Source organism: Verrucomicrobiia bacterium, assembly GCA_035495615.1.
Taxonomy (GTDB): domain Bacteria; phylum Omnitrophota; class Omnitrophia; order Omnitrophales; family Aquincolibacteriaceae; genus DATJFP01.
On sequence record DATJFP010000017.1, the window covers coordinates 1 to 23658 of the forward strand.

The 23658-nt window shown below is 56.9% G+C and carries 23 protein-coding genes; 21 read left to right on the forward strand and 2 right to left on the reverse strand.

Translation table 11 applies throughout. The annotated features are described in order from the left end of the window. The 3 genes from VL688_01825 to VL688_01835 form a co-directional block, all read left to right on the forward strand. Positions 1-731: RsmB/NOP family class I SAM-dependent RNA methyltransferase (locus tag VL688_01825; GenBank protein ID HTL46781.1), on the forward strand; the 731-nt coding region annotated here is incomplete at its 5' end. A gap of 55 nt (positions 732-786) precedes the next feature. Continuing rightward, on the forward strand, positions 787-1161 hold the full coding sequence (locus VL688_01830) for a hypothetical protein (GenBank protein ID HTL46782.1): 375 nt from the start codon (positions 787-789) through the stop codon (positions 1159-1161). Positions 1162-1206: 45 nt separating this feature from the next. After that, complete coding sequence (locus VL688_01835) at positions 1207-1572, forward strand: hypothetical protein (GenBank protein ID HTL46783.1); 366 nt, start codon at positions 1207-1209, stop codon at positions 1570-1572. Positions 1573-1599: 27 nt separating this feature from the next. Here the strand turns inward: VL688_01835 and VL688_01840 are convergent, their stop codons facing one another. Beyond that, on the reverse strand, positions 1600-2388 hold the full coding sequence (locus VL688_01840; protein HTL46784.1) for a glycerophosphodiester phosphodiesterase family protein: 789 nt from the start codon (positions 2386-2388) through the stop codon (positions 1600-1602). Between the two features lie 70 nt (positions 2389-2458). Here VL688_01840 and VL688_01845 point away from each other — a divergent pair, with 70 nt between their 5' ends. The 4 genes from VL688_01845 (at position 2459) to VL688_01860 (ending at position 5370) form a co-directional block, all read left to right on the forward strand. Beyond that, the gene (locus tag VL688_01845) at positions 2459-3214 is read left to right on the forward strand and encodes an RNA methyltransferase (GenBank protein HTL46785.1); all 756 of its coding nucleotides are present in this window, start codon (positions 2459-2461) and stop codon (positions 3212-3214) included. A 34-nt stretch (positions 3215-3248) separates the two neighbouring features. Next, positions 3249-3803 (forward strand): orotate phosphoribosyltransferase, encoded by a 555-nt coding sequence (gene pyrE, locus VL688_01850; protein ID HTL46786.1) that lies wholly within the window; start codon positions 3249-3251, stop codon positions 3801-3803. Positions 3804-3920: 117 nt separating this feature from the next. Next, the gene (locus VL688_01855) at positions 3921-4130 is read left to right on the forward strand and encodes a helix-turn-helix domain-containing protein (GenBank protein ID HTL46787.1); all 210 of its coding nucleotides are present in this window, start codon (positions 3921-3923) and stop codon (positions 4128-4130) included. A 94-nt stretch (positions 4131-4224) separates the two neighbouring features. Beyond that, complete coding sequence (locus tag VL688_01860) at positions 4225-5370, forward strand: DegT/DnrJ/EryC1/StrS family aminotransferase (protein ID HTL46788.1); 1146 nt, start codon at positions 4225-4227, stop codon at positions 5368-5370. Between the two features lie 78 nt (positions 5371-5448). On the opposite strand, the gene VL688_01865 is transcribed toward VL688_01860, so the two are convergent. Continuing rightward, positions 5449-5949 (reverse strand): hypothetical protein, encoded by a 501-nt coding sequence (locus tag VL688_01865; protein HTL46789.1) that lies wholly within the window; start codon positions 5947-5949, stop codon positions 5449-5451. A gap of 308 nt (positions 5950-6257) precedes the next feature. On the opposite strand from VL688_01865, the gene VL688_01870 reads away from it, so the two are divergent. The 14 genes from VL688_01870 (at position 6258) to asnB (VL688_01935) (ending at position 23650) form a co-directional block, all read left to right on the forward strand. Next, positions 6258-6413, forward strand: coding sequence for a helix-turn-helix domain-containing protein (locus tag VL688_01870; protein ID HTL46790.1), 156 nt, complete (start codon positions 6258-6260; stop codon positions 6411-6413). Between the two features lie 127 nt (positions 6414-6540). After that, positions 6541-7098: a UpxY family transcription antiterminator gene (locus VL688_01875; protein HTL46791.1), complete on the forward strand. Its 558-nt coding sequence runs from the start codon at positions 6541-6543 to the stop codon at positions 7096-7098. A gap of 190 nt (positions 7099-7288) precedes the next feature. Continuing rightward, positions 7289-9079: an ABC transporter ATP-binding protein gene (locus VL688_01880; GenBank protein HTL46792.1), complete on the forward strand. Its 1791-nt coding sequence runs from the start codon at positions 7289-7291 to the stop codon at positions 9077-9079. A gap of 16 nt (positions 9080-9095) precedes the next feature. After that, positions 9096-10964, forward strand: coding sequence for an asparagine synthase (glutamine-hydrolyzing) (asnB, locus tag VL688_01885; GenBank protein ID HTL46793.1), 1869 nt, complete (start codon positions 9096-9098; stop codon positions 10962-10964). Positions 10965-10978: 14 nt separating this feature from the next. Next, the gene (locus VL688_01890; GenBank protein ID HTL46794.1) at positions 10979-12145 is read left to right on the forward strand and encodes a glycosyltransferase family 4 protein; all 1167 of its coding nucleotides are present in this window, start codon (positions 10979-10981) and stop codon (positions 12143-12145) included. Beyond that, a complete protein-coding gene (locus VL688_01895) occupies positions 12135-13334 on the forward strand; it encodes a glycosyltransferase family 4 protein (GenBank protein HTL46795.1) in 1200 nt (399 codons plus the stop codon). Before VL688_01890 ends, VL688_01895 begins: the two co-directional genes overlap by 11 nt. Beyond that, a complete protein-coding gene (locus VL688_01900) occupies positions 13331-14470 on the forward strand; it encodes a glycosyltransferase (GenBank protein HTL46796.1) in 1140 nt (379 codons plus the stop codon). The genes VL688_01895 and VL688_01900 overlap by 4 nt, the downstream gene beginning before the upstream one ends. Further along, complete coding sequence (locus VL688_01905) at positions 14467-15615, forward strand: glycosyltransferase (GenBank protein HTL46797.1); 1149 nt, start codon at positions 14467-14469, stop codon at positions 15613-15615. The genes VL688_01900 and VL688_01905 overlap by 4 nt, the downstream gene beginning before the upstream one ends. Then, positions 15605-17059 carry an O-antigen ligase family protein gene (locus VL688_01910; protein ID HTL46798.1) on the forward strand — a complete coding sequence of 485 codons (1455 nt, stop codon included), beginning with the start codon at positions 15605-15607 and terminating at the stop codon, positions 17057-17059. Before VL688_01905 ends, VL688_01910 begins: the two co-directional genes overlap by 11 nt. Further along, positions 17056-18096 (forward strand): glycosyltransferase family 4 protein, encoded by a 1041-nt coding sequence (locus VL688_01915; protein HTL46799.1) that lies wholly within the window; start codon positions 17056-17058, stop codon positions 18094-18096. The genes VL688_01910 and VL688_01915 overlap by 4 nt, the downstream gene beginning before the upstream one ends. Continuing rightward, the gene (locus VL688_01920; GenBank protein ID HTL46800.1) at positions 18093-19478 is read left to right on the forward strand and encodes an AMP-binding protein; all 1386 of its coding nucleotides are present in this window, start codon (positions 18093-18095) and stop codon (positions 19476-19478) included. The genes VL688_01915 and VL688_01920 overlap by 4 nt, the downstream gene beginning before the upstream one ends. Continuing rightward, a complete protein-coding gene (locus VL688_01925; protein HTL46801.1) occupies positions 19475-20686 on the forward strand; it encodes a glycosyltransferase family 4 protein in 1212 nt (403 codons plus the stop codon). The genes VL688_01920 and VL688_01925 overlap by 4 nt, the downstream gene beginning before the upstream one ends. After that, positions 20683-21765 carry a UDP-N-acetylglucosamine 2-epimerase (non-hydrolyzing) gene (gene wecB, locus VL688_01930; GenBank protein ID HTL46802.1) on the forward strand — a complete coding sequence of 361 codons (1083 nt, stop codon included), beginning with the start codon at positions 20683-20685 and terminating at the stop codon, positions 21763-21765. The genes VL688_01925 and wecB overlap by 4 nt, the downstream gene beginning before the upstream one ends. 19 nt (positions 21766-21784) lie before the next feature. Then, on the forward strand, positions 21785-23650 hold the full coding sequence (asnB, locus tag VL688_01935) for an asparagine synthase (glutamine-hydrolyzing) (protein ID HTL46803.1): 1866 nt from the start codon (positions 21785-21787) through the stop codon (positions 23648-23650). Positions 23651-23658 lie beyond the last annotated feature (8 nt).

The following is a 23658-nucleotide window of genomic DNA, read 5'->3' on the forward strand; positions in this document are numbered from 1 at the left end:
CGCGGCTGAAAAGAGGCGGGTTTCCGGTCTCAGTTTCGCCGATCTCTTCCATGGGCCTTGTCTTCAAGGAGCGGGCCGCGGTTTTCAATCTGGAGGAATTTACGGAAGGGCTTTTCGAAGTCCAGGACGCGGGAAGCCAGAAAGTCTGCGAGGCGGTCGGCGCGCGGCCGGGCGATGCCGTCTGGGACGTGTGCGCGGGGAGCGGGGGTAAAAGTCTTTCGCTGGCGGCCATGATGCAGAACAAAGGACGCATCGTGGCGACCGACATCCGCAAACACAAGCTGGACGACCTTAAAAAGCGGGCAAGCCGCGCCGGCGTTTACAATATTTTCCCCGCGGACCTCGACCGCATGGACGAAATGAAGCTCGCCAAAAAAGGTTTTGATAAAATACTCGTGGATGCGCCGTGTTCCGGTACCGGCACGCTGAAGCGGAATCCGGACGCGAAATGGAAGCTCAGCCCCGAAGAATTCGGCAAGTACCAGGAAGACCAGCTCAAGATCATCAAGAATTCGCTTCGCTACCTGAAAAAAGGCGGCCGGCTGTATTATGTGACCTGCTCCATCGAAGAAGTGGAAAACGAAGGCGTGATGGACAGGCTGATGAAGGAAGAGGCTGGACTTGTTCCCGTCGTGGACATCGAATTCGGCGAGGCTTCGGGGCCGTGGCGCAGGCTATGGCCCGCCCATGAAAACGATGGATTTTTTCTGGGTGTTGTCGAAAAAATATAAGACCGTTTATCCGGACCGTGGGCTGTTTTCATCCGTCATGAAACGAGGAGCTGTCATGAAAAAGATCGCTTGGATTTTGGTTTTGTCTTTCATTTTCTCCGTTCCCGCGCAAGCTTACGATTCCGGCCGGACCGACCGCGGCGTTTTCAGCCGCATTTTGGCGGTCGAAGGGCGGGGAGCGCTTAACATCGTCGGCATGCCCATGGAGCTTGTCCGCACGCCCATTCTCGAATCCAAGAACCACCATCGCATGTGGCCGGTCACCTTTTGGCCGAGGCTCATCACCAATATCATTACCCGGGCTGCATCCGGAATTTATGATATCGTGGCGGCGCCCTTTGTTCTTCCTTTCACCGACGACATTACTCCGTTTACGGATCCCATGGGACTCAGCGACTATCCCTGGCAATGGGACGACGCCGCGTTCTGACGGCGATCGAGTATCCTTGTCTTAGGAGACTCTCAGGAGACGTTTATGCCGGTCCGTTGTCCGAAATGCGGCAAGCAGCATGACGCCGCCAAATTCGAAAGCGAAACGAAATTGAATTGTGAGTGCGGTTTCCAGCTCGATGTCTCATTCCTGGAAACTCTTGAGGATTTTCTGCGCTTTTCCGAGAGCGAAGAGGAGAGGCATAAGGCCCTGGAGATTCAGCGCGGCGCCGAAGACATCTGCCGCATGATCCTGGACGACGGATGCCCGGACGTGGACATCGAGATCGCGCGCGTCCAGCTCCGCGAAAAAGTCGAAGCCCTTTTCCCCCAGCAAATGGGGACCTACCAGATGATCTACGAGGCGCGATTCAACCGGCTGTGGGAGCAATTCCGCGGCAAGGGATCCTGAACCGCATTCTTGCGCGGCTTCATTTCGTTAAAGGGAGGAGGCGCTCAAGGCTTTTTGAAGCATGTCCGGATCGTCGGACATGATGCCGTCCGCGCCCGAGGCCGCCAATTTCAGTGCCAGCGCCGGCACATTCACCGTCCAGTAATAAACCGTGGCCTGCTTTTTGTGCAGCCAGTCGATCCAGGCCGGTTTTTTGAGATCGAAGAATTTCGACTCCACGGGAAGCGACGCGACAAGCAGGGGCTCTTTGCGGGGCCTGCTGCGGTTGCAGAAGTATTCGGCGAGAAGCTGATAGGCCTTTTTGCGGGACGAAAAAACGCGGGTTCCGATGTCCGTGCGGAGGATTTGCAGGTACGTCGCATGCTCCAGCGATCCCACAATGGTTTTTTGCTCGCGGCCGTATTTGCGGACAAGGGCCGCCACCGCGGCCACTACGTCAGGACCGGTGGCTTTGATTTCCACGGCCAGCTCTTTGTCCGGAAACGCCTCGAACACTTCTTCCAAAGCCGGGATCAGGATGCCCTTTCCGCGCTGCGGCCACCTTCCCATGGTACCCGGATCAAACCCATGACCCGCATCGAGTTTTTTCAGCTCATTCAGTGTATAATCTCGCACCAGGCCCTTCCCGTTCGTAGTCCGTTCCAGCGTTTCGTCATGGATGACGACAGGGATGCCGTCGCGCGACAAATGCACGTCGAATTCGATCATGCCGGCTTTGAATTTTTCGAAAGCCATTTTGAAAGACGGCAGGGTGTTTTCGGGAAGGTGCGCGGAGGCGCCGCGGTGTCCGATGACCAAAGGGGAACGGGAATTCATCAAAGTTTTCTCCGTTAATTGAAAAGCATCATAAGAAAAGCAGCCGTCGAATAAAAGGAAAATTTAGGATATGCCCGTTTCGATCGTCCTCGTCGAACCCGAAAACCCGGATAATATCGGCGCCGTGGCGCGTGCCATGATGAACATGGATCTCGCCGACCTCAGGCTGGTGAAGCCGCCCGCAAAGTGGAAGGAAAAGGCCAAGAAGATGGCCGTCCATGCTTTTCCCCTGCTGGCCCACGCCAAGGTCTTCGATTCCCTCAAAGAAGCTTTGGCGGATGCGCATTTCGTGCTTGGGACGACGCGAAGGCAGGGAAACCGGCGCCGCGCTTTTCTCGAATTCGACGATGCGATGGGGCGCTGCCGGCGTGTGGCCAAAAAGCGGAATGCCTCGGTTGTCTTCGGCAAAGAATCAAAAGGGCTTTCGAATTCGGATCTTGATTTGTGCGACTGGTTCACGACGATCCCGACGGGAAAAGAATACCCTTCGATCAATCTGGCCCAGGCCGCCATGATCGCCTGTTTTTCGCTTTTCACCGGGAAATTCAAGGTCGAAGGCTACGACGCGGTCACCAAAGTCTCGAAAGAGGAGTTCGAATCCATCATGGAATATTTCAACCGCGCGGTGCAGGCCCTGGAGTACAAGCCCGACATCGCGGTCCGCATCGACCGCACGTTCCGCGCGCTCATCAAGCGTTCCGGGCTTCTCAAAAGCGAAGGGCAGATGTTCAAAGGGTTTTCGCGGCGTATCCTGGAGCGCACCACGCCCAAGTACGCCGGCAGGAACCCGGACAAAAAAGGAACGCTATTGCAATTTCAGAAATGACGCTTTAAGATGGGGCCTCATTTTGAGGGAAAAGATGGAAGACAAAAAGCTTAGAGACGACTTACTGCAGCTCGTCAAGGAAAAGGCCCTGATCAAAGGGGAAAGGACCCTTGCGTCCGGGAAAAAGTCGAGCTTTTACATCGATGGAAAGCAAGTTACGCTGGATCCGCAAGGCATTTTCCTCACGGCCAAGCTCATCCACAACCTGATCCAGGGAAACAAGGCCGACGCGATCGGCGGACCGACGCTGGGCGCCGACCCTATCGTTGCCGCGGTTTCCCTGCTGAGCTCCCAATCGGGGCATCCCATCAAGGCCTTAATTGTGAGGAAAGAGGCGAAAGATCACGGCACCCAGAAAATGATCGAAGGGCCGGCTTTGAAAGAAGGGGACAGGGTTGTGATGGTCGAGGATGTGATCACGACCGGAGGCTCGGTCCTGAAAGCCATCCAGGAAATCGAGAAGCTCAAGGCCAAAGTCGTCCGGGTCGTTTGCCTGGTGGATCGCGACGAAGGCGCGGATAAGACCTTGGCTCCCTATAATTACACGCCCATCTTTTTTCTTTCGGACATCGGTGTTAAAAAAGAGTAACTTCTTATTTTTCCTGCCTTTAGAAAGTAGCCGGTAACAATTCTTGACAAATTATAATTTCAGCCCTATTATCCACTCTATCCTATAGCCTGACATAGCCCAACACACGGGACCTTTATGGAAGAAAAACAATCCGACCAAGTTCGCAAGCAGCGGACTCAAATTATGACACCGAAGGAAGCCGCTAAATATCTCGGCTTTCATCTGGTGACGATCTATCGCCTGCTGAAAAAGCAGGAGATTCCGGCGACCAAGATCGGCGGGCAGTGGCGTTTTAAGAAAGACGTCCTCGATGCCTGGCTGATGAACCGGATGAATCGTCAGTAATTTCCTCGCCGTTTACTTCCCTATCGCAAGTAAAGACAAACACCCGGATTGCCGGTAGAATACCTCCGTTTTCTGCCTTTCAACGGAGATCCTCGTGCGGGACGTAATGCCCAAAAAAATCATGCAAGTGCCTCTGCTCGACCTCAAACAGCAGTATCAGGCAATTCAGGATGAGATCCTGTCCCGGCTCGACGTCCTGTTCAAAAGCCAGCAATTCATTCTCGGCCAGGAAGTCGAAGCCTGCGAAAAGCTTGTCGCGGATTATTGCGGCGTCCCTTTTGGCTGCGGCGTTTCGTCGGGAACCGACGCCCTCCTGATGGCGCTCATGAGCGAAGGCATCGGCCCGGGCGACGAGGTCCTCACCACGCCCTATTCTTTTTTTGCGACGAGCGGCTGCATCGCGCGCGTCGGCGCCAAAGCTGTCTTCACGGACATTGATCCCGTCACGTTCAACATGGACGTTTCCGGAATCGAAAAGAAGATTTCCCGCAAGACCAAGGCCATCATGCCCGTCCACTTATACGGACAATGCGCGGACATGGCCGCGATCATGCAGGCGGCGAAGAAGCACGGGCTTGCCGTCATCGAAGACGCGGCCCAGGCCATCGGGGCCGGGCACGGCGGCATCCGGGCCGGCGCCTGGGGAGATTACGGCTGCTTTTCTTTTTTTCCGTCAAAAAACCTGGGATGCTTCGGAGACGGCGGCATGGTGGTTTGCCGTGACGCGGAAAAACAGGCGCGCCTTAAGGCGCTCCGCAACCATGGGTCGGAAAAAAAATATTATCATGGCCTTGTCGGCGGCAATTTCCGGTTGGACGCGGTGCAAGCCGCGGTTGTCAGCATCAAGCTGAAGCATTTGGACGGCTGGACCGCAAAAAGGCAGGCCAATGCTGGGACCTATCAGAAGCTGTTCGAAAATACCGGCCTCGTCCGCAGCAAGAAGGTGGTTCTTCCGGTTCAGGTTCATGACCGGCATGTTTATAATCAATACGTCATCCGGGCGCAGCGCAGGGACGAGCTCATGGAGCATCTCAAGAAAAGGGGCGTCGGTTGCGAGGTTTATTATCCTCTTTCTTTGCACCTGCAGGAATGTTTCAAGTTTTGGGGCTATAAGGCAGGGGATTTCCCCGAAAGCGAAAAGGCGAGCCGCGAAACCCTGGCCCTGCCGATTTATCCGGAATTGGCGCGCGAGCAGCAGGAATATGTGGTGGCGCAGATCGCGGAGTTTTTTGGCGAGTAAGCGGAACATAAAAATAAAAAGGCAAAAAAAAAGGCCCTCAATTTTTGAGGGCCTTTTTTTTATCCAAAAGATCGTGAATTACTTAATGTAACGGGCTCTTTCCTGCTGCGGCGCCGGCTGATCGTAGAGGCCTTTCTTCACATAATCCATGGGATTATGCTCTTCGACCACAACGGGAGCGCTCTGAGCGGGCGGTTCGACATAAGGAGCGGGCGCAGACTCGGCAAGGCAGTTTGAATAGGAACGCGAAACCGTGAAACCGTTCCAGCCGGGAACCCAGAAGGTAGCCACGTCAAGGATACCCGACGAGGCCCTGAGAGCGGTGCAGCCCAAACCCGAAGCGAGGCCGTTCAGCGTCCCGAAAAGCGGGGGCCCTTCCTGGGTTTTTTCCACCGTCTGAACAATCAAATCCATGGGGCTGGTGGCGGCATTCACAAGACCGCGGCCCAACATGCCGCCGGCCTTCCTGCCGTAGTGCTCGGATTCAGCCATGTCCCAAACGCTGTCTGCAGAAGCGCGGGGCGCGTGCATCAGGGCCATGCTGAGGATCATCAAAAAAACGATCACTCCCTTTTTCATTTTGATTAACTCCTTTGGGTTACAGTTTACGACGCAAACACGGATGCCTATTTAAGTAAGACACGGGAAACATTATAGCATTTCATAATTGTAATCAACAGATTTCTTTAACTGCGCGACGCTCAAGGACTTACAACGGGAAACAAATATAATAATATCTATCAAAACTTGACTATTTATAATTTTAATCGTACTATTTAGCCTAGAAACAGACTCTAGTCACCAAAAAAATAACAAAAATAAACAGGTGCTCGAACATGGAAGAATCAAAACAAAATCCTCAGAAACGTCCGGAAAGAACCCAAATCATGACTCCCAAAGAAGCCGCGAAGTACCTTGGCTTTCACCTCGTCACGATTTACCGTCTTCTGAAAAAGCGTGAAATTCCCGCAACGAAAATCGGCGGGCAGTGGCGCTTTAAAAAAGACGTTCTGGACGCTTGGTTGATGAATCGCATGAAGTAACGGCAAGTTTGTCGTGAACCTGTACTCTAAACTGCGCCGCTGAGTTCCCTAGAAGCTCACCCACGCCCGTATGCCATTCCGTCCCGGGAAAAGTGTGCCCTTTTGGGGTGCGACTACGAAGGTTCCTATGCGAGCATCCCTCACCGAAATACTGGAATCCGCTCCGACCCAGAGGGAAGACCTCCGATGGTTTGTCCCGCAATGGTATGCTCTGTACACGCGCAGCCGGCACGAAAAAATTGCCGCTGAGCAGCTCGCCAAGAAAAACATCCAGACCTTTTTGCCGCTGCGCACCATCACGCGCCGCTGGTCCGACCGGAAGAAAATTATTCAGCAACCCCTTTTCGCGGGATATCTTTTCGTCCATACCGCGCTGGACAGGCGCTGGAACGTCCTCAATTCCCAGGGCGTCGTCAGGTTCGTGGGGCCTTCCCCGGGGAATCCCATTGCCGTCCCGGAACGGGACATCACGGCCATTCAACGCTTCGTCAAAGAAGAAATCGACATCGATCCTTTTCCCTATTTAAAAGAGGGAACCAAGGTGTACGTACGCGCCGGCCCCTTCAAAGGGACCGAAGGCTTTATCGTTCGTAAGGACGGCCGCTGCCGCCTGATCCTTTCTTTGGAAGTTTTGATGCAGTCGGTTTCCATCGAAATCGATCAGGCGTGCGTCGAGCCTGTCTGAATATAACGGCCGTTGTCTGACCCAGACCTTCTAGGCCCGCCTTACGGGTGTGACCGAGAGGGCGAAGCTGTGCGCGGACGAAATGAGAAGCAATCGTGATTGCCAAAACACATTTCATGCGGGGTTTTAAATAGACAAGTCCCTCCCATCCGCCCGAACGCCTCCGGAACCCGGCGATTCGGATTGGCTTTTGTTCAGACGGCTTCTCCAGGCCACGAACACAAACGTCTATCTGTTCTTCGTGCCCATTGTGCTTTCTTTCATCACAGCCTTGCTGGAAGGCCTCAGCATCGGGCTGTTGATGCCGTTGACGCAGGGGATTTTGAGCGGGAGCTATAAATTTCTGGAATCCGGACCCGCACCCATGAGGATGTTCGCCAAGATTTTCTGGAACGGGGACAGGCCGAATGCCGGAATCTTCATTTTCCTGGTGGTGGTCATTATTGCATCCGCGGTGCTCAAGAGCTGCTTCCAGTACTTCTCCGTCTATTCTCTCGACCGTGTTCTCTTTAGATTCTACGAAAGACTGCGCGAACTTCTTTTTGCGAAATGCCTTTCTTTGAACAAGACTTTTTTCGATCAGCACAGCCTGGGGCATCTCTCGAATCTTATTTTGGGGCACACGCTGGAAATCGTGACGTCGGTAAAGAATCTCAACCGCCATCTGACGGCGATCCTGATGTTGCTGCCTTACCTCCTCCTCATGGGAATCATTTCGTGGCCGCTGACGCTGATCAGCGTCATCACTTTTCCCGCCCTGCATCTGGCGATCAACTGGGTCATTCACAAGCTCCGCGCCTCTTCGCGCAATTCCATCGACATCCAGAATGCGCTGGGGATAAGGTTTTCCGGTGTCCTGATGGCAATTCCTCTGATCAAGGCATGCGGCATGGAAAAAGCCGAAAGAGAAGAGTTCGCGCGCCTGAACAGCCTCGTTGCCGCGGCCCGGCTGAGTATCGAAAAGAAGGCCGGGCTCATTCCCGCCATCCAGGAGATTCTAACGATCGTTTCTTTTCTCCTGCTCATCTGCGTGATGGCGATGTTTTACGAGCCGGGCCGCCATAATGAAATCGCGGGATACCTTGTTTTTTTTGTCGTCCTCAGGCGGGCGCTGAACAGCGTGAGCAGCATCGGAAATCTCAAAGCGATCATCGCGCGCGTGCACGGTCCCATGTTCGACATCGTCGATTTTTTCGAGCAGGAAAAAGTCTCCGTGGAAAAAGACGGTACCGTGGACATTGCCGGTTTCCAGCGCGAAATCCGTTTTTCCGACGTGACTTTTTCTTACAGCAACCGGCCTCCCGTCCTGCATCACCTGGATCTGGTTTTCGAAAAGGGAAAGGTCACGGCCATTGTGGGAGACACAGGCTCCGGAAAAACGAGCATCGCCCAGCTCCTCCTGCGGTTCTATTTGCCGGATTCGGGAACCCTTTCACTGGACGGCATCAACATCCAGGATCTGACTTCAAAATCGCTGCGGTCGATTTTCGCGCTTGTCAGCCAGGACGCGTATTTGTTCCACGACACGATCCGCTACAACATCACCTACGGCTTGAACCGTCCGGTCGACGAGGCGGAGATTTGGGACGTTTGCGAAAAGGCAAAGCTGGCCCACTTTATCAAGAGCCTCCCGCTGGGCCTTGAGACGGTCGTCGGCGACCGCGGCATCCAGCTTTCCGGAGGCGAGCGCCAGCGCGTCGCCATCGCCCGGGCCGTCTTAAGAAAACCGGAGATCTACATCTTCGACGAAGCGACGAGCGCTCTGGATTCGAAAACCGAAATCGTGGTCCAGGAAGCCATCGACCAAGTCATCCGCCACCACACGGCCGTCATCATCGCGCACCGGCTCTCGACCATCCGCAAGGCGGACAAAATCATCGTCATCGGCGAAGGGCGCGTCCTCGAGCAAGGGAGCCTCGAGGAGCTTTTATCCGCAAAGGGACCTTTTTTCTCCTATTGGTCGGCGCAGCAGCAAAGCTAACGGGAAAAGTCAGAGCATGTGCGGCATAGCAGGTTTATTTTCCATCCGCGGTGACGTTGCCTCTTCAGGAAACGCCGCTCTCATGGGCAAGATGGTTTCCATGATGACGCGCCGCGGACCCGATGACGAGGGGCGATGGTCAGATGGAAAGTATTGTGCCCTGGGATTCAGGCGGCTGTCGATTCTGGATCTCTCGAAGCGCGGCGGCCAGCCCATGGTGACTTCCGACGGACGCTACGCTCTCGTTTACAACGGGGAGCTTTACAATTACCAGGACATCCGCGCTCAGCTGGAAGCCGAAAACGTCAGATTTAATTCTTCCGGAGACACGGAGGTCGTGCTGCAGGCGCTTGTCCGGTGGGGAGAAGACGCGCTGCCGCGGTTCAACGGCATGTTTGCCCTGGCTTTGTATGACGCGAAACAAAACGTCCTTCTGCTCGCGCGCGACCACGCGGGAATCAAGCCTTTGTACTATTACCATCACAACGGAGAAGTTTGTTTTGCTTCCCAAATGGATCAAGTCCTGGCCTTCGCAAAAACCCGCAAGACCGCGATTTCCAATCGAGGCCTCGCGCTTTATCTGAATCTGGGCTACGTGCCTCCGCCGGATACCCTTCTCGAAAACGTGTTCATGCTGGAAGCCGGCGCCTGGCTCAGATTTGAACTGCGAAACCCGGCCAAGAAGGGAATCTATTTTGATTTTCCTTCCCGGCAGGACAATCCCTGCTCGCGTGAGGAAACTCTGGAAGCCCTCGAGTCAGCCCTGCCGAGAGCGGTGAAGCGTCACATGGTGAGCGACGTTGAAGTGGGTGTTTTTCTCTCCGGAGGAATCGATTCTCCTTTGGTCGCGGCGGAAGCCAGCAAGCAATCCGGCGCGCGCTTGAAAGCCTTCACGCTCGGTTTTGATTATCCCGGGCAGAAGGACGAAAGCGAAATGGCCGCCCGTTTCGCGGCGGCCTTGGGAGTCGAACATCACGTCGAAATTCTCAATGACGATGCCGCAGCGCGCCTTGTCGTGGACGTCATGGAAGCCTGCGGCGAGCCAACCTGCGATTATTCGATTATTCCCGCCCTGATGCTCAGTAAAGTGGCCGCGGAACATGTGAAAGTCGTTCTCTCGGGCGATGGCGGCGACGAGCTGTTTTGGGGATATCCCGAGCGGTTTCTCGCGGCGACCGAACAGGCCGGCTATTTCCGCTTCCCGAAAATTTTAAGAAAGATGCTCATTGCTTTCCGGCACGCTTTGCCGGGCGCTTATTTTCCTACGCGGGAAGTGCTCGCGCCGAGCCTGGGAGACTTGTACCGCCGGAAACATACGATCGCGACCGGGAATGTCTTTCAATATTTTAAAAACGTGCCGGAGGTGTCCGTCTTTCCCGAGACGAAGTATTTCCACTGCGCCGCGAGCCGCCGGGATGACGCGGCCTTCTGGAGCCGCTGGAATGAATTCGAAGTCCATTTGGGCAGGATTTTGCTGAAGATGGACCGCGCCAGCATGTTCCATTCTCTGGAAGTCAGGACGCCGCTGCTCGACAAAGAAATCATCGACGCCGCCTGCAGGACGGATTGGAAGAATTGTCTCGATGCCCGTAAACGCATCGGAAAGCTGCCCCTCAGGCAGCTGCTGGATTCCAGGATCGGATTCCAGGCTGCCGAAAAAAAAGGTTTTTCCTTTCCGATGGAGCGGTGGCTTCTCGGGCCTCTCAAGAAATGGATCGAGGAATACCTGATCGACCGGAAAGATTTTCTGGGCTTCGAAGTCGATTCTGGCGCCGTCACGCGGATGCTGGAAAATGCCCGGCGGGGCGATGCGCGCGACACCTGGTCTTTGTGGAGCCTGTTGAGCCTGGCGCTTTGGGAAAGGAAATACTGGCTCGGGGCCTGATGCGGATCGCGGTCGTGACAAACCGGTTTCCGGCTCTTTCGGAAACCTTCATTTACGAGAAGGTCAAAGGCCTCGCAAAGGCGGGATGCGAAGTGCGCGTTTTTATTCATGACCGGGACCATGACGCCTCATTTTTCGGAGAAGACCCGTTTCTAAAAAAAGCCGGCGTGAAAATCGTCCCCGCCGTCGGAGGCGGGGCCGCGGGCGGGTGCTGCAAGGCGCTCGTTCTTCGTCCGCTTGCATGTCTGAAGGCGCTGGCTCTTTCGTTTCAGGAGTCGAAAAATTTCATGGGGGCATTGAAGGCATGGATCAAGGCGCTTCCGTATATTCCCTTCCGTTTTGATGTCATCCATTTCGAATTTTCCGGGATCGCCGTGCGCTACCGGGCCGCTTTCATACTGCTGAGGCCGGCGCGCCTTTATTTCAGCTGCCGGGGAAGTGCCGAAAAGTTGAGGCTGCTTGTGGATCCGAAGAGAGCCGCGGAATTGCAAAGCGCTTTCGAGGGAATCGACCGGATCCATTGCGTCTCGGAAGATATGCTGCGCACGCTCGAGCCTTACGGCATCCCGAAAGAAAAAGTCTTCATCAACCGGCCGGCGATCGACGGCGCTTATTTTTCACGCAAATCACCTTTCGTGGAAGACGGCGTCCTGCGCCTGATCACGGTCGGTCGTCTGTCCTGGCAGAAAGGTTATGTGTTTGCTCTCCTGGCGTTGAAAAAAGCGAAACTCGAAGGCGCGCGTTTCCATTACGAGATTGTCGGCGGCGGGCCGGCCGACGACGAGCTGTCTTATTTGGTGAAAGCGTTTAATCTGGAAGCCGAGGTGTCTTTTGCCGGACGTGCCAGCCGTGAAGCGGTCCGGGAAAAGCTGGAGAAGTGCCACGTGTTTCTTTTGCCCAGCGTGTATGAAGGCATCAGCAACGCGGCTTTGGAAGCCATGTCCATGGAAGTGCCCGTCGTTTCGACGCGGGCGGGAGGAATGGAAGAAGTGATCGAGCATGGAAGGAACGGCTTTCTCACGCCCTGCTGCGATCCGGACGAACTGGCCGGCCTCATCCTTCGGCTCAGCCGGAACCGGCAAGATTTGAAAAAAAACGGAGCCGCGGGACGGGCCGTGGTGCAGAAAGAACATACCGTCGCCGCGCAGATCAGCCGCTACATGAAGGAGTATGGCGCTTAACATCGTTCATTTTTCTCAGGATTTCAGCCCCGGCAAGGCCCAGCTGGGAGGCTATTCGCGCATTTATCATGAAACGGACGACAAAGAAAACAACCACATCATCTTTACCAGTCACATGGGGGAAAACGGCGTGCGAGAAGAGGTGCGGGGGCATCTCCGGATTGTCAGCATCGGGGTAGCCGCCAAGAGCCTCAGATTCTGGAACAAATTTTATCTCGCGGAGCAAATTGCCCGGGGCATTCACGGCTTCATGCAGCGGACGGACCTCCGGCCCGATCTTCTTTTCGGACATTCCCAGCTTTTCAATTTTCATATTCTCGATCATCTTAAAAAACTTCTGTCCCGCCCCGTGCCGCTTCTGTGGGAAGCCAACGGCCTCTTCGGACTGCCCCGGAAAATCTCTGAAAAATGGCGGTTTAATCCCCTGGCGCGAATCGAGCAAAAGATTGTTTTTGAAAAGGCCGACGTGATCATCGCGCAAACCGAAGCGGCCAAGGACGCCATCAGCCGGTCTTTCGGAATCGCCGGTTCCAAGATCCATGCAGTGACCAACGGAGCAGATGCGGACTATCTGGGGAAGTATGAAGAAGGCAGGTATGCCGCTGCCCGCAGACCGTTCAAAGTCCTTTTTATCGGTCTTCTGGATACGATGAACGGGATCACTTTTTTGCTGAGGCTTCTGGAAACTGCCGGAATACCCGGCTTCAGCTTTTCGGTCGTCGGCTCGGGAGAGCATCAAGACAGGGTCATCGAAGCCGCGCGTAAGAAAGAAATCGATTACAAAGGGCAGGTCAGCCATTCGGAAGTGTCCCGTATTATGGCGCAGTGTGATTTTTTGATTATTCCCAGGCTGCGCTTTGTGTCCGCGGAATATTTTATCCCGACGAAACTTCTGGAAGCCATGGCCATGGGAAAGATCGTCATCGGTTCCGACGTCGGAGGAATTTCGCAGGTGCTGTCATCCGGGAATGACGGATTCCTCTTCAAGGCAGAGGAACCGCTTGCCTTGAAAAAAACGCTGCAGCAGATTCTCGAAATGCCGGCGCAGGATCTCGAAGCCGTGTCCCGCCGGGCGCGGCAAAAAATTATCGATCACTACCTTTGGTCCAGCCAGCATAAGAAGCTTGCAAGCGTTTATGGACAATGGGCGGGCCGGCACGAGGGCGCGGCGAGCGGGCCTCAACGATGAATTCTAACTCGAGCTCCAGCCTCGTCCGTGTCATGCATGTGATCGACAGCCTCGCGATAGGAGGCAAGGAACGCATGGCTGTGGATCTCGCGAATGCGGCCTCGGCCAAAGGTTGTCATGTTTCCATGTGCGTAACGCGCTGCGAAGCGGATCTTGCAGCCGGGCTGGATCAACAGGTTCGGCTTCACGTCCTGAAGAGGCGCTCGACATTCGATGTGCGTGGGATGCTGCATTTTCTGAAGGCCTTGAAGCTGGAAAAACCTGAAGTGCTTCATATCCATGGACGTTCGTCTTTCTCTTTCGTGGTTTTTCTCAAATCTCTCGGCATGATACGCCAGCCCTTGATTTTTCATGACCATTACGGAGTAGAGATGGATTTTTCCGTTCCTTTATGGATGAAATGCTGGGCAAAACGCTATGCCGCGGTTTACGTGGGAGTTTACGAGAGGCTGACGGCATGGGCCGAGAAAGCGGGATTTGCCAAAGACCGGGTGCGCATTTTCGGAAACGCTATCGACCTGGGACGGCTGGAGAGCGCGGAGCCCGTTGATTTGCGGAAAGCGCTGGATATTCCCGCCGGCCGGCGGCTGTTCATCGCGGTGTGCGACCTGCGGCCCGAGAAGGGCGTCGACGTGCTGCTTGATGCGATCGCGCAATTGAAACCGGCGGACTGCGTGTTTGTAATCGCCGGCGGCCAAAGCCATCCTGCCTATGCCGATCAGTGCCGCAGAAAAGCGCAGGAAGGCGGGCTTGAAAACAAGGTGATATTTCTCGGAAAGCGCGAGGATGCTCCGGGACTTCTCAAAAACGCGGATTTCGCCGTCATGCCGTCGCTTTCTGAGTCGGGGCCTCTTGTTCTGATCGAGTATCTTGCTGCCGGCCTTCCTTTCGTATCCTCGTTGGTGGGCGATATCGCGTGCAGGACCGCCAAACGATTTCCGGATCGTTTTGTTCCCCCCGGCCGTCCGGATCTTCTTGCCGGGAAGATCGAACAGCTTCTTGCCTGCAGCCTCCAGGAGCTTCGGCGTCTGAGGGAAGAAGAGTCCGAATTTGCCCGTGAGGAGTTCGATCTTCGCAAAAAAATTGACGAATGGATCCATCTCTATCAGCAGGCCGCCGCTTCCGCGCACGCATGAACCTTCTCATTGTTTCCAATATGGCCCACTATAAAAGGGAGGGGAGTCTGGTCGGCTGGGGCGCGGCGGCGGAAGAAATTTCTTCGCTTGCGGCGCTGTTCGACGAGGTTCGCCATGTGGCCTGCCTTCACCCCGGAGAAGCGCCCGAATCGTTCCTCCCGTACACGAGCGGCAATGTGAGATTGATCCCCGTCAGGCCTTCGGGCGGGAAAACATTTTCCGATAAGATCCGTGCTTTCGCGGCGTTTCCCGGATATGCGCGGGTCATTCTCGCCGAAATAAAAAATGCGGACGCGGTCCACGTCAGATGCCCGGCGAATATTTCCCTGCTCGCACTTTTTCTTCTTTTGATGACGGGATACAGAAAAAAAATCTGGATCAAATATGCCGGAAGCTGGGGAAAATATCCCGGGCGGCCCGCGTCTTATGCGCTTCAAAAATGGATCTTGAAGCGCATGTTCGCCCACGCTTTCGTCACGATCAACGGGATGTGGCCGGACCAGCCCCCGCACGTCAGGAGTTTTCATAATCCGTGTTTGAGCCGGAACCAGCTCGCGGAGGCCGGGATGAAGGCCTCGTCAAAAATCCTTTGCTCGCCCGTGAGGCTGCTGTTTGCGGGGAGGCTGGAAGCCGCGAAAGGGGCGGACTGCATCCTGGAGATCGCGCGGCTATTGCCCGCCAAAGGAATCAAATTCAGGCTCGATATCGCTGGAGACGGCGTTCTGCGCGGCAGCATGGAAACCGCCGCCCGAGATTTGCCGGAAGGCGCGGAAATCAAAGTGCACGGATGGATCGGCCGGAGGCGTTTGTTCGGCCTTTATGAGACGGCCCATTTCGTGCTGCTGCCTTCGAAGACCGAAGGCTGGCCCAAGGTGTTGAGCGAAGGCATGGCTTTCGGCGCGGTTCCGCTGGCCAACAAAGCTGGGAGCATTCCCGAATATCTAGAAGCGGCGGGAACCGGCAGATCTTTCGGATCCGCGGAACCGGCGGCTTATGCCGAAGCGCTCTCGGATTATTCGCATCACCCTGATTTATGGAAGAAAGAATCGGAGAGAGCCGCCAAGGCTTCCGATGTTTTCACGTACGAGTATTTTCTGAAGAAGCTCCGCGTCGAATGGCTGGAAGGAGGCGCTCGTGGAAATTGATCCCATGGGACGCCCGATGCCTCACGCGATGCGCAAAAATCCGGAAAAAGATCCCGTGATTTTTCCGGTCCTGTTTATGCTCGGCCACGTCCTGCTCGCGGTTATCTTTTTCAGGGTCCGCAGCCTCTCGACTTACCACGGCCTTGCCGTGACCGCGCTGGGCGTGTTTTTTATTTTGAGAGAGAAGACCCCTTTCAAAGCGATCTGCGTCTGCTTTTACATTGCCGGCGCCGAAGTCCTTTGGAGAATGACGGGAGCGCATCTTTTCTGGGAATATGGGAAATATGCGGTCTTGCTCATCGCAAGCCTGGGGATATTAAAGCGGGGATTCAGGAGGCCGGGGCTTCCGCTGACCTATTTCATCCTGCTGCTGCCTTCCACGATGATTTTCCTGTATCACAGCAATTCCGGCGTCGTTCTCACGGAGGTCGCGCGCAAAGATATCAGCTTTAACCTGTCCGGTCCCGTGACACTGACGGCGTGCGCTCTTTTTTTCTCGAAGGCCAGCTTGACCCCCGCGCAGTTCAAGAAGCTGCTCTGGATCTACCTTGGGCCCGCTCTCGGCGTGGCTTTGCTGACTTACTTCGTCATGTTCACGGCCGAAGAGATCAGATTTTCCGCCAATTCGAATTTTACGACAAGCGGAGGTTTCGGACCGAACCAGATTTCAGCCGTGCTGGGCCTGGGCGCTTTTCTTTGCCTTGTTTCGCTCACGCAGCCGCGCGGAAACAGGTTCCTCGGAATAATTCTTTTCGCGTGCGGCGCTTTCATGGCGATGCGGTCCGCATTGACGTTTTCGCGCGGAGGCGTATATGCGGCGGGATTGAGCGCAGCCGTCTATTTTATAGTCATGATCCGGAACCCTCAGGCCCGGCTGCGGTTCCTGCTTTCAGTCGTTGTCGTCTTTTTAATCGCGAAAATCGTCGTGGTGCCGCGTCTGGTCAATTTTACGGGCGGCGCAATCAAGGAACGATTTTCGGAGACGTCCTTGTCGGGACGCGAAGAAATTTTTCGCGACGACATGAATATCTGGTTGAATCATTTCCTGCTGGGCGTGGGCCCCGGGCAATCCAAGAACCACCGGGTGATTTTTGGCGAACCGATCGCCGCGCACACGGAATTTTCGAGGCTCGTATCCGAGCATGGCGTGCTTGGGCTGGCGGCTTTGATGACCCTTTTGTGCATGGGCATGAAATATTTTTACCGGGCCAAGGATGTCAACGCCCAGGCGGTGATCGCAGGATTTCTGACCTGGAGCGCCCTTTTCATGCTCGTTTACGGAATGAGAGTGGCCGCGCCGAGCGTCCTTTGCGGATTCTGCGCCTGTACGATTCTTCCGCCCGGGAAATCCCCGCGCGATGGTATGGCCCCGCCGGATCTCCCGGTTCCTCCAATGGACACGGCCGGTCCGCCCCTGGATTTACCCCGGAGTCCCGGAGCATGAGCGCCCCCGTTTTGCTGGTCAGCAATTTCCTTCCGGCCAAAGGAACGACGCGTCTCATGGAGGATTTCAAAAACGCGCTCGAACGCCGAGGGAGAAAGGTCTTCTTCACTTCCACGGTCACGGCCAAACCGGCGCGGCTTCTGGACATGATCCACTCCATCTGGAAATGGAAAAGGGAATACCGCCTTGCCGTTGTTTCGCTTTTCAGCGGGCAGGCTTTCGTGTGGGCGGAAGCAAGCTGCGCGGCGCTCGGCCTCGCCCAAAAAAAATTCATCGTGCACCTTCACGGCGGCAATCTTCCCGCCTTTGCAGCCAGGCATCCCAAACGGGTTTCGCGCCTTTTGCGCAAGGCCAGCTGCGTCGTGGCGCCGTCGGCTTATCTTCAGCGCGCTTTGGAAACGCATGCCGGGCCGCGGGGAATCCGCGTGATCCCGAATGGTTTCGCGGCGTCCGAATACGCCTTCAAGCCGCGCGCGCGCTTCCAGCCGGAGCTCTGCTGGGTCCGCGCGTTTCACCGGATCTACAATCCCGTCCTGGCCGTGCGCGTCCTCGCGGGGCTTTCGAAACGTTATCCCCAGGCGCGCCTGCGGATGCTCGGCCCGGACAAAAAAGACGGCTCGCTCGAAGAAACGCGGGAGGCGGCCAAAACGCTCGGCGTGGAAGGCCGCGTCGAAATTCTCCAGGCCGTGGATCATGCGGAAATTCCCGGCTGGCTTTCCAAGTCCGACATTTTTTTGAACACGGCGTCGATCGACAATATGCCGCTCAGCGTGATCGAGGCCATGGCCTGCGGGCTGTGCGTTGTTTCGACCGATGCCGGGGGCATGCGGTTTCTCGTCGAAGACGGGGCGGAAGGCCTCCTCGCGCCCGTTGGTGACGCGGAAAGAATGCAGGACGCCGTTGTCCGGGCCCTTGAAAATCCGGGGCTCGCGGCGAAGCTTACGGGCAATGCCCGGAAAAAAATAGAAAGTTTCGACTGGTCCCGGGTCATGGACTCCTGGGAAAAGCTGCTCTCCGAAAATTCGGAGGACGCATGAACCCGCTTTTCATCGAGACGTATCACAGCCTGCCGTATCCGCTGAAATGCGCCGCCGCAACGATTTGGGGGCGGCATCTGAAGAGCCGGCGCTACGGCGGCGAGACGGAAGAAAAGGTGCGCCAGGCGCTCGAGCGCGAGACCTGGACACCGGAGAAGTGGCGGCAGTGGACCTCGGAACGCCTCGCGGCCATGCTGCACGCCGCCGCGACCCAAGTTCCTTATTATGAAAACTATTGGCGCGAACGCCGGCAAAAAGGAGACCGCAGTTCCTGGGAAGACCTTCGCAACTGGCCCATCCTCGAAAAAGAGACGCTGCGCAGGAGCGCGCGCGCATTCGTCGTCCGCGGCGCGTCCCCGCGCCGGCTGGTGCAGGATTCCACGAGCGGCTCGACGGGAACGCCGCTGGACATTTGGATTTCGCTTGAGACGCTGCGGGCGTGGTACGCGCTTTTCGAAGCCCGCTGGCGCCGCTGGCATGGGGTCAATCTCGAGAGCCGCTGGGCAATTCTCGGAGGGCAGCGCGTCGCATCCGCCCGCCGGACCAAGCCGCCATTTTGGGTGTGGAACGGGGCGTTTCACCAGCTTTATCTGTCTTCCTATCATATTTCCGCGGAGACGGCCGGCGCTTATTTCGACGCCCTACACCAGCATAAAGTCGAATACATCTACGCTTATCCTTCCGCGCTCCAGGCGCTGTGCCAGGCCGCGGGAGAAAACGCGAAAGGCCCGCGGCTGAAAGTCGTCCTGACCAACGCCGAACCGCTTTACGAAGAGCAGCGCAAAATCATCGCGCGCGTTTTCGATTGTCCCGTGCGCGAGACTTACGGGATGTCCGAACGGGTCGCCGCGGCGGGAGAATGCGCGGCCGGCACGCTTCATCTGTGGCCGGAAGCCGGCATTCTGGAAATGGAAGGAGGCCCCGGGCGTTCTTCCGATTTGATCTGCACCGGGCTCATGAACGAACAGATGCCGCTCATCCGTTACCGTGTCGGCGACCGCGGCGTGCCCGCGGAAGCGGGGACTGTTTGCTCCTGCGGGCGCACGCTTCCGGCGATCGGCAGAATCGAAGGCCGCAGCGACGACTTCATCGTGACGCCCGAAGGCCGGGTCATCGGGAGGCTCGACCCTGTTTTCAAGGCCGGGTTCCCGATCCGCGAGGCGCAGATTGTCCAGGACGATTCCCTGAAAATACTGCTGCGTATCGTGCCGGCCGGCGGCTATGACGCGGCGGCGCAGGAGAGGCTGGTCAAGGCTTTCAAAGACTATGTCGGCAATGTCACGGTGGCGGTCGAAATCCTGGAAAAAATTCCCCGCGGAGCGAACGGAAAATTCAGGGCGGTTGTCAGGTGTCCGGCGCCGCTTTCCGGGGCCGGCGCATGAAAATTATTTTCCTGACTCAATATTATCCGCCGGAAACGGGCGCGCCTCAGTCGCGGCTTTCCTTTCTGGCCGAATCCATGGTGAGGAAAGGCCACAGCGTCACGGTTTTGACCGGCATGCCGAATTATCCGACCGGGCGGATCTTCCCGGGCTGGGGCGGATTTGTCCGGAAAGAGGAACGGAACGGCGTCCGGGTCTTGCGGAGCTGGATTTATCCGACGCAGTCGACCGCGACCCTGCCGCGACTTACGAATTATTTTTCGTTCGTGTTCTCGTCGCTTGCCGTGGGGGCGTTTTTGCTTCCCCGGGCCGATTATCTTCTGACGGAGAGCCCGCCGCTTTTTCTCGGGATCACCGGCTACCTGCTGAGCCGCCTGAAGCGCGCGCGCTGGATATTCAACGTTTCGGATTTATGGCCCGAGTCCGCGGTCCGGCTGAAAAAAATCCGCGCCGGAAGCCTGGGGCACAGGCTTGCGTCCCGTCTCGAGCATTTCTGTTACCGCAAATGCTGGATGGTGAGCGGACAGGCCCGGGGGATCGTGAGCGACATCCAAAAAAGATTTCCGGAAATCAGGACCTTCCATTTATCCAACGGGGTGGACGCGCGGGCTTTCGATCCCGAAAAAGCGAACGAGACGTCCCGCCGGGAACTCGGGCCGGAATCGTCCTGCGTCGCCGTTTACGCGGGGCTCCACGGCCTCGCTCAGGGACTGGATCAGATCCTCGACGCGGCCGGCGCCGCGCCGGGTTCTTTCCGGGCGATATTCTTCGGCGACGGCCCCGAGAAAAAAGCGCTGCTGGAAAAGAGCCGGCACATGGGCCTGCGTAATGTCGAATTCCGCGAAGGCGTTTCTGCCGATAAAGTGCCTGCGTACCTGGCTTCCGCGGATTTCGTCCTGGTGCCGCTGGCTGTCGATCTTCCGGGCGCGGTCCCGTCGAAACTTTATGAGGGGATGGCCTCGGGAAAGCCCGTGCTGCTCGTGGCCGCGGGCGAGCCGGCTGAAATCGTCCGCAAATACCGCTGCGGCATCGCCGTCGAACCGGGCGACCTCGCGGGCCTGCGGGCCGCGATCGAGGCCCTGTGTTCGGACAAAGAGATCCGGGATTCCATGGGCGAGGCGGGCCGCAGGGCCGCTATGGAGCATTTCAATAAAGAAACGATCTCAGAGCGGTTCGCCGCTCTGCTCGAAGAGGAGCTGCCGTTGTGATTCTGAACGTCGTAGGAGCGCGTCCGAATTTCGTCAAAATGGCGCCCGTCGTCAAGGAAATGATCCGGAGGGGAATGCCGCAGGTCCTCGTGCACACGGGCCAGCATTATGACCGCGAAATGTCGGACCTTTTTTTCAGGGACCTCGAATTTCCCGCGCCCGACATGAATCTCGGCGTCGGTTCCGGAACCCATGCCGCGCAGACGGCGAAGATCCTGGAAAGTTTCGAGCCGGTTTGCATCAAAGTGAAGCCCAGGCTTGTGCTCGTCGCCGGGGACGTCAACTCGACGATCGCCTGCGCGCTTGCGGCGGCGAAACTGCACATTCCCGTGGCGCACCTCGAGGCGGGTCTGCGTTCTTTCGACCGCGGCATGCCGGAAGAAATCAACCGCATTCTCACGGACCATCTCGCGGAGCTCCTTTTCACGACGGAGCCGAGCGGGAAAAAACACCTCAACGCGGAAGGCATCGGAGATTCGAAGATCCATTTCGTGGGCAACACCATGATCGACAGCCTGCGTGAATTTCTCGCGAGGAGCCTGGCGAGGGAACCCTGGAAAGCGAAAGGGCTGGAAGAGAAAAAATACGGACTGGTCACGCTGCACCGCCCCGAAAACCTGGAGGACGCTTCCAAGCTCTCGGGCATCCACGCCGCCCTCGAAGAGACGGGGAAAATCCTTCCGCTGATTTTTCCGATGCACCCGCGGACCAAGGCCCGTTTCGCGGAACTGAACATGCGGTGGACGCACGTCAAAATCTGCGAGCCTCTCGGATATCTGGATTTCCTGGGCATGATGGCGCGCGCCCGGCTTGTCCTGACCGACTCCGGCGGCATTCAGGAAGAAACCACCGCGCTTGGCGTGCCGTGCCTCACGCTGCGCGGCAATACGGAAAGGCCCGTGACGATCGAAGAGGGCACCAACCGCGTCATCGGCACCGATCCCGCACGCATCGCCGAAGAAGTGCGGTCGGCCTTGAACGGCGGGCAGCGCAAAGAAGCGCGGGTTCCTTCCCTGTGGGACGGTAAGGCCGCGGCACGCGTCGCCGATGTCATCCAGGCCTGGAAGGCGGCATCATGAAAACTGGAGGACAGCAGCGATGTGCGGCATAGCGGGCATGCAGCTCAAGCCGCCTCACAAGGCCGGCGAAGAAGCGCTGAAGCAGATGGGGATGCTCCAGAAGCACCGGGGCCCCGACCATTTCGGATTTGTGTTGAAAGGAAATCTGGGTTTCGCGCACAACCGCCTGAGCATCGTCGATCCCTCGCCCGCGGGCCACCAGCCCTTTTCGGACGGGCGCCGCGTGCTTGTTTACAACGGCGAGATTTACAATCATCAGGATCTCCGGAAAGAACTTTCCGCGAAAGGGATTGTTTTTAAATCCGGCTCCGACACCGAATCGCTGTTTCATGCCCTCGTCCATCTGGGCGTCGAAGAGACGCTGCGAAAGATAAGCGGGATGTACGCGTTCGCCTTCGCGGACCTCGACGGGGACGTCGTGTACCTGTGCCGTGACCGTTACGGCATCAAGCCGCTTCTGTGGCTCGAAAACGAGAAAGGGATTTACTGGGCTTCCGAAGCCAAGGCCTTCAAGCCGGTCGCGCCTTTGGAAGTCGAACCCGTCCGGACGTTTTTTTCCGCGTCAGGCCTCGGGGACCAGTCGGGCGAGTACACGGTCTTCAAAGGCGTCAGGCAGGTGCAGCCGGGAACTTATCTCGTCTGCAAAGGCGGAAAGCGGGCGGAGACGCGCCGCTATCACGACCTCCGGCAAGAGATCGACCCGCATTATCATGCGGAATTGGACAGCATGCCTTTTGAAAAAGTGCAGGGCCTTTTCGGCGGGCTCGTGGAAAACAGCGTCCGCAGGATGCTCATGAGCGATGTGCCCATGGGATCTTTCGTGAGCGGCGGCGTGGATTCCTCGCTGATCGCGTTTTGGGCCGCAAAGCTCGACGCGCCGCACACGCTTTTCACCGCGAACGTCGTCGGAGCCTATTCGGAGTATGAAGACGCGAAAATGCTGGCCGCATTTTTGGGCAAGAAGCTGGAGGCCTTTGAATTCCGGCCCGAGATGATGCTCTCGGGCTGGGCTTCCTGCACTTACCATTACGAATGTCCGATGGTCACGCACATCAACGCGATCCCGTTCGCGAAGGTCGCGGAGCTGGCGAGCCGCGCCGGAGTCAAGGCCGTCCTGACCGGCGAAGGAAGCGACGAATTATTCTGGGGCTACCCGCATCTCCATTGGGGCCGCTGGAAAAAAGCGCTGCGTTTCCCGCTCGAGCTGAGCAAAAAACTCTACGGCATCGTCCCGGGCCTCAGCAACCGCGTCTACGACGAGATGCATTCCATCCATCCGTTTCTCGAGAGGACCGCGCGCGCTTTCGAGCCCGTGCTCACGCGCGGCGCGGCGCAGGACGCGTACTCCTTTCTGCCCGCGGGACAGAGGCAAGCCTACGCGCAGAGCCTCGAGATGATGAAGCACGGCCTGCTTTCGCTTTTGCACCGCAATGACCGCATGGGCATGAGCTCCGGGATCGAGTCGAGGTTTCCTTATCTGGACGACGCCCTGGTCCGTTTCGCATTGAATCTCCCGGCGCGCTTCCGGCGGGGTTTTTCTTTGAAGGCGCTCGACATCAAGCATCCGTTCATGATGGACAAAAAAATCCTGAGGCTCGAGGCCGCGCGCCGCGTCCCGGCGCGCCTGGCGTTCAAGCGGAAGATGGGTTTTCCGATGTACGGCCACCGCCATCTGCGGGTCAAACCCGCGTTCTTTAAGGGAGGGTTTTTGGAAGAGCTTCTCGGCCTTTCGGCGCCGGCTCTGGAACTGATGTGCGCCGGCGAGCCGGCCGATTTTCTGTCAAAGACCGTTTCCGTGGAAATCTTCGGAAGAATTTTCGCGGCGGAGCAATCTCCGGAAGCGGTGACCCAGAGCCTTGTCGAAAATGCTTCGCTGCAGTATTAAAAAATGAC